Below are 5308 nucleotides of genomic sequence, written 5' to 3'. Positions count from 1 at the left end.
CGGCTGGGGGCTATCCATCTGCAGTGCCGACTGTGCCAGCCGATAGCGGCTACACGTTCACTGGATGGAGCAGCGATGGAGGCATAACCAAGCTATCGGCGGAAGCTTTAGCTGCCCGGGCGGTGACGGGCAATATCACGTATACGGCATATTACACGCAAAATAATAGCGGTACGATCATCACGCCGCCTGTTACACCTGTAGAGAACTATGGCATAAAAATCCTGATTAATGGCAAGGCGGAAATTGCTGGAAAAGCAAAAACTGCCAAGGTGAATGGCCAAATGGTCACAACTGTAACGGTCGATCAAAGCAAACTGGAAGAGAAGCTTTCGGCGGAAGGCGAGCATCCGGTCATTTTGATTCCAATGACGATGAATTCCGACGTCGCTATTGTTGAGTTTAATGGGCAGATGGTTAAGAGCATGGAGCATAAGGGAGCTATTGTTGAAATTCAAACGGAGAATGGTATCTATAAGCTGCCAGCTCTGCAAATCAATATGGATGCCATATCGAAACAGCTAGACATTCAGGCAGCTCTACAGGACATTAGAATTCAGATTGAAATCGGCATGCCGACTGCAGAAATGATCCGGATTTTCGAGAATGCGGCTGCTGACAATACGTTTACTATTGTGACCCCGCCGATCAACTTTACAGTGAGAGGCATCTACGGGGATACAATAATCGAATTGTCGGAGTTTAATACGTACATCGAAAGAATGATCGCGATTCCGGTAGGCATAGATCCTAATCAAATCACTACCGGGGTAGTGGTTGATCCAGACGGCTCCATCCGTCACGTGCCGACGAAGATCGTTTATGCAGAGGGCAAATATTATGCGCAAGTGAACAGTTTGACGAACAGCATTTACGCGGTGATCTCAAACCCTGTTGCATTTACGGATGTCGCAAATCACTGGGCCAAGGAAGCCGTAAACGATATGGGTTCCCGAATGGTCATTAGCGGCATTGGCGACCTCAAGTTTAATCCCGATCAGGATATTACGCGTGCGGAGTTCGCAGCTATTATCGTTCGGGGGCTGGGACTGAAGCCAATAAGCGGCTCGGCTCCATTCTCGGATGTAAGGGAAACGGATTGGTACAGCTCTGTTATTAATACCGCTTACGCCTATAACCTGATCAACGGATTCGAAGATGGCAGCTTCCGTCCATTGGACAAGATTACCCGTGAACAGGCAATGGCGATCATCGCCAAAGCGATGACAATTACTGGGCTGAAAGCGAAGCTTGAAGAGGTAGAAGCGGGACGACCGATCAATTCCTTTACCGATTCGGGTATGGTCTCCGCTTGGGCGAAGGAAGGTATTGCCGATAGTCTGCAGGCAGGAATTATTACGGGGAGAAACGGCTCGGAGTTGGCTCCGAAAGCGAACATTACCCGGGCAGAGGTTGCCGTCATTGTTAAGCGATTACTTCAAAAGTCTGACTTGATTGAGTGAATTTTAAAGAAGGAACAGTTCTGGTCATTTACGGAAAGACTGTTATCGGCGGAGTTACGGTTGGAATTCGATCAACTCCGCCCATACTTCTTCAATTCGTTCAAATACATCAAGCTATTTTAAGGTTAAATTATCATTATTTGGAGTGAGGATATGGATAAGAGAATATGGAGGCACAGGAGCCCGTTAATTCGATTGCGGGCTGCTCTTGAACGAGGAGAGGTGACGCTAGGCTTTCTAGGGGGTTCGATTACCGAAGCGAAGCCCGGTCATAACTGGCCAGACAAAGTGGTCAGCTGGCTCGTAGAAACATATCCGCAAGTAAGATTTACGATTGAGAATGCCGCAATTGGAGCAACTGGCAGCAACCTTGCGGTGTTCCGGGCCGAGCGGGATATTCTCTCTAAAGACTGTGATATCATCTTTGTCGAATATGCGGTGAACGACTATTATGCACCGCACGAGAGGCGAAAACGTACGCGTGAAGGGTTGATCCGTCGTTTGATTGAGGGCAGCGATTCTGATCTCGTGTTGACTTATAGCTATCTGCAGGCTATGTACGCTGATATGGAAGCGGGAAATGTACCAGATTCAATTGCAGAATTGGAACAGATCGGTGAGCATTATCATATTGGATCGATATGGATGGGACTGTACGCGTTCGAGGAAGTGCGTAAAGGACGAATGGCTTGGGAAGAATGGCTGCCTGACGGATTGCACCCGACTCATCGAGGCAGCTTGAGTTATGCCCAAAGTGTAATCGCATACCTGGTGAAAGAACTGAACACGGATTTAGGCCGAACCCCTCGAATTCCTTTGTTGCCGGAGCCGATAAATTCAGAACATTGGGGAAATATCTCTTTCGTTCCGTTCAGAGAGGTGAGGACAGAGGGACCGTGGACGATACAACGAAGTGCAAATTTGGTTTGGATAGATCAACTGTTAGTGACAACAGCAATCGGCTCGAAACTTCGATTCTCGTTTCAAGGGAAGGGATTGGCGCTTGGTTTTGATTTCGGCAAACTTTCGGCAGATTTCCGCTGTCGCATGGATGGCGGAGAGGCAACTGTGATTCAGTTGGATCGCGCGGATTGGTCCCCTGCTGAGGGGATATACCATGTGGAGATTGTGGCTGAGGATTTGACGACCGGGATGCACGAGGTAGAGATCGAAGTCATTCATGGCAACGGCCCAGGTTGTCAAGGAACGCGATTTCGGCTAGCCTTTATTGGCATTATCGCGTAGCTCGAGCACTTGAACCCAAGTTTATGGTTATTTCGGAAAAAATTTGATACAATCATAAACCTTCATCCTCTGTATCCTTTTAGCAGCCTGGATTTCACACGAATAAATAATTGGCCCTCCTCATTCCCCTGACGTCTGCAGTCAGGGCTTTTTCTGCAGGGCGACTTATCGGCTTTATTACGATTTTAGATTTGAATGATCGATGCTAACAGGGAGTGGATGCGCTATGAGCACGAATCCAGCGGTTATGACGGTCGTAAATAACGGTACAATCGTAATGGATAATAACACAATTAAAGCAGGAACCATTGCTTGGCAAGATGAGCGTATTGTTTATATCGGGTCTAGAGAAGGAGCGGCAGAGATTATTGCTTCGAAAGGGACATATGTTGAAGAAATTGATGCACATGGAGGCTGGGTGCTGCCGGGGTTTATCGATGTACATGTACATGGCGGCTATGGTCATGATTTCATGGATGCTACGTGGGAAGCTTATGATGCGATAACGCAATTTCATGGACAACGGGGAACAACTACGATGCTAGCTACGACAGTAACCGCTTCACACGACGCTATTGGAAAGGTCATTCGTGCTGTAGCTGCTTATCAGAACGGGGAGATGCCGTATGCCAGGCTGCTTGGGGTTCATCTTGAAGGGCCATTTATTAGCTTAAGGTGGTCAGGGGCACAGGATCCTAAACATATCGTTGCGCCAAAGATGGAATGGTTAGAAAAATGGGTTAGTGATTACCCGGGACTGATTCGAATACTTACACTTGCGCCAGAGATAGAAGGAGCCACTGCTCTGATCACTTGGTTAAAAGATCAGAAAATTGTATCTGCATGTGGTCATACGGATGCAACCTATGAATGTATCAATGAAGCAGCGGATTACGGCCTGACCCATGCGGTCCATACGTTTAATGCGATGAGGGGGTTTCACCATCGCAATCCTGGAACTGTAGGTGCAGTTCTAAGCCATAACGGGATTAGTGCAGAAATCATTGCTGACGGGCATCATGTTCACCCAGTCTGTATTCGGCTACTAACGAAGCTGAAACGAAGTGATCAGGTCATTCTTATTACAGACGCAATCTCTGCAGCCGGGTTAAGTGATGGGAGCTATCATATCGCTGGACTTGACGTAAACGTGCAGAATGGAATTTCCAGATTAAAGGAGGGGGGCAATCTTTCAGGTTCAACATTGACAATGATCGAAGCATTTCGATATATGGTGCAAGAAGTCGGACTGACTATCGCACAGGTAAGTCGATTCGCAAGCGGGAATCCGGCCAAATTACTTGGGCTTGAATCCGAGTTGGGGAGCCTTGCCTATGGAAAAAAAGCTAACGTTCTCCTTCTTTCGCCTGATTTAGAGCTTCAAGTGGTATGGGTTCACGGTAGATCTATAAATGAAGCAATATAGATTTGAACCATCCTCGTATTCCTTGAAACAGGGGTTTCCGTTTATTCCTAACTTTACGCCGCGCTCAGCTTTTGAGAATGCCGATTAGACGAGGCAGGGCTTTTTGCGATATGCTGAGGGGAGTTAAGCTGTTAAGCGGGAGGAATAGCGGTGAGCGAAACGATACTGGTAGTTGAGGACGAACGGAAAATAGCGCGTTTGCTGCAAATAGAGCTGGAGAGCGAAGGTTATGAGGTGAGACTGGCGCCGGATGGAGTGGAAGGTTGGGCAGCCTACAAAGCTGGCGGTGTTGCCCTCATTCTGCTGGATGTCATGCTGCCCGGCATCGACGGGCTGGAGCTGCTGCGGCGTATTCGGGAAGTGGATTCCGCGACGCCGGTCTTGATGCTGACGGCCAAAAGCGCGGTTAAGGAAAAGGTCGCAGGGCTGGATCTTGGCGCTAATGATTATGTGACGAAGCCATTCGAGATGGAGGAGCTGCTGGCGCGCATTAGGGCGTTTCTTAGGCAGGCGGCACCGCCTGCGGTCCAAGATACGGCGCTGCACGCTCGGGATGAAGAGCCTGGCCAATGGCTGAGCGCTTCCGATTTGAGGCTGAACGAAAGCACGCGCGAGGTAGAGCGGGCAGGCGTGCCGATTGCGCTGACGCAGCGGGAATTCGACCTTCTGGCTTGTCTGCTCAGGAACAAACGGCTTGTGTTAAGCCGCGACCAGCTGCTGGAGGAGGTTTGGGGGTATGACTACGCCGGCAATACGAACGTGGTGGATGTGTACATTCGTTACGTCCGCAAGAAAGTAGACGAAGGGTTCGGGGCGGAGTTGATCCATACGATCAGAGGAATCGGATACGTCATCCGGGATGCGACATGAAGCTGGGGAGCAAAATCCATCTCTACTCCTCCGTCTTGTTTGCGGTTCTGTTGATCGCGGCCAATACGACCGTCTATTTCGTCTTCTCCGGCATGATGGTCGACCGGGAGATCGGCAAGCTGGCTGCGGAGACCGAAATCGCAGCCGCCGCCTTGCGTAATGCGGCAGAGCCTGCGGCCATCCGGGAGCTGATGCGCGCGTACGTCCCGCTGGAAGGGATGCTTCGTTTGGTAAACGGAGACGGACGAGGCGGCGAATATCTTGTAACCTCGGCGGGAGAAACGGAGTTAAGCCGCGAAGGGGC

4 protein-coding genes and 1 pseudogene are annotated in these 5308 nt (G+C 49.6%); all 5 read left to right on the top strand.

Annotated features, from left to right (window positions below; all coding sequences use genetic code 11):
• Window positions 1-1463, top strand: a 1463-nt coding sequence (locus tag PAT3040_RS05550; protein ID WP_181376454.1) for an S-layer homology domain-containing protein, incomplete at its 5' end; no start/stop codon positions are given.
• A gap of 153 nt (window positions 1464-1616) precedes the next feature.
• Window positions 1617-2708: an SGNH/GDSL hydrolase family protein gene (locus PAT3040_RS05545; RefSeq protein ID WP_146200368.1), complete on the top strand. Its 1092-nt coding sequence runs from the start codon at window positions 1617-1619 to the stop codon at window positions 2706-2708.
• A gap of 226 nt (window positions 2709-2934) precedes the next feature.
• Window positions 2935-4134, top strand: a complete 1200-nt coding sequence (gene nagA, locus PAT3040_RS05540) for an N-acetylglucosamine-6-phosphate deacetylase (protein WP_108991855.1) — start codon at window positions 2935-2937, stop codon at window positions 4132-4134.
• 150 nt (window positions 4135-4284) lie between these two features.
• The gene (locus PAT3040_RS05535; RefSeq protein WP_108991854.1) at window positions 4285-5004 is read left to right on the top strand and encodes a response regulator transcription factor; all 720 of its coding nucleotides are present in this window, start codon (window positions 4285-4287) and stop codon (window positions 5002-5004) included.
• Window positions 5001-5308, top strand: a pseudogene (locus PAT3040_RS36790) (sensor histidine kinase); the annotation flags it as partial. The gene PAT3040_RS05535 and the pseudogene PAT3040_RS36790, both read left to right, overlap by 4 nt.

The sequence above is a fragment of the Paenibacillus agaridevorans genome (assembly GCF_003112455.1).
GTDB lineage: Bacteria > Bacillota > Bacilli > Paenibacillales > Paenibacillaceae > Pristimantibacillus > Pristimantibacillus agaridevorans.
The sequence above is the reverse complement of the archived record's forward strand: the minus strand, read 5'-3'. Positions and strand labels throughout refer to the sequence as shown.